Annotated in this window: 1 protein-coding gene; it reads left to right on the top strand. The window is 45.0% G+C overall.

Annotated features, from left to right (window positions below):
- Window positions 1-56: 56 nt before the first annotated feature.
- Complete coding sequence (locus AAEY78_RS12230; protein ID WP_502943760.1) at window positions 57-1,259, top strand: IS256 family transposase; 1,203 nt, start codon at window positions 57-59, stop codon at window positions 1,257-1,259.
- Window positions 1,260-1,290 lie beyond the last annotated feature (31 nt).

Here is a 1,290-nt window from a genome sequence, read left to right as displayed (position 1 = left end):
GAGCCTATCCTAAAAAGTGTGTAACTGCTTATAATCCACTAACCGGAGAATAAGCAATGACTACTCAATCTGACATCAAGAAACTGGCTGGTAGCATGAATAGCTTTGATGACATTAAAGACTTTCAGAAGCAGCTCATGCAATCCTTTATCGACACTGCCCTTGAAGCTGAGATGGAAGACCATCTTGGCTACCCCAAGCATGAAAAAGCCGATAAGCCTAACAAGCGCAACGGGCATACTAAAAAGACCGTCCGTAGCGACACAGGCGATCTTGAGATCTCCACTCCAAGAGACCGTGATGGCGCTTTTGAGCCTGCTTTAGTGCGTAAGCACCAAAGTCGTATTAATGGACTTGATGATAAAATCATATTCTTTTACGCCAAAGGTCAAACCACCACTGAGATCGTTGAAACCATTAAAGAGCTTTATGACGTCGACATCTCAAGCACACTGGTTTCAAGAGTCACTGACAACATCTTAGAGGACATCACCGCTTGGCAGAACAGGCCACTGAGCAGCATCTATCCTATCGTCTATTTGGACTGCATTGTCGTTAAGATACGTCAAGACAAGCAGATCATCAACAAGGCTATCTATCTTGCCTTAGGCGTGGGACTTGATGGTAAGAAAGAGCTGCTTGGTATGTGGCTATCAGAGAATGAGGGCGCTAAGTTCTGGCTTGGCGTTCTCACCGAGCTACAAAACCGTGGGGTTCAAGACATCTTAATTGCTTGTGTAGATGGCTTAAAGGGCTTCCCTGATGCCATCAATACCGTTTATCCAAAGGCACAGGTTCAGCTGTGTATCGTACACATGGTGCGTTATTCCATGAAGTTTGTGCCTTGGACGGATAAAAAAGCAGTAGCAGCTGATTTAAAAGCCATCTACGGTGCTGATACGCTTGAGATAGCAGAGGCTAACCTTGAGCACTTTGATGAGACTTGGGGCAAAGATTACCCCCATGTCGTCAAGTCTTGGCGTAATAACTGGGAGGGCTTAACGGTATTCTTCGAGTACCCTAAAGATATTAGAAAAGCTATTTATACCACCAATGCTATTGAATCCTTAAACAGTGTCATTCGTACGGCGGTGAATAAGCGTAAGGTGTTCCCATCTGATCAGGCAGCATTCAAGGTGGTGTACTTAGCAACCCAGCAGGCATCCAAGAAGTGGTCGATGCCCATTCGTAACTGGACGTCTGCTTTGAATCGCTTTATGATTATGTTTGATGACCGTATCAGCAGGCATTTAATCTAAATGGCAGTTACACAGAATTCGGGATGGTCTC

The organism is Psychrobacter sp. 16-MNA-CIBAN-0192, assembly GCF_040309565.1.
Taxonomy (GTDB): Bacteria; Pseudomonadota; Gammaproteobacteria; order Pseudomonadales; family Moraxellaceae; genus Psychrobacter.
The sequence above is the reverse complement of the archived record's forward strand: the minus strand, read 5'-3'. Positions and strand labels throughout refer to the sequence as shown.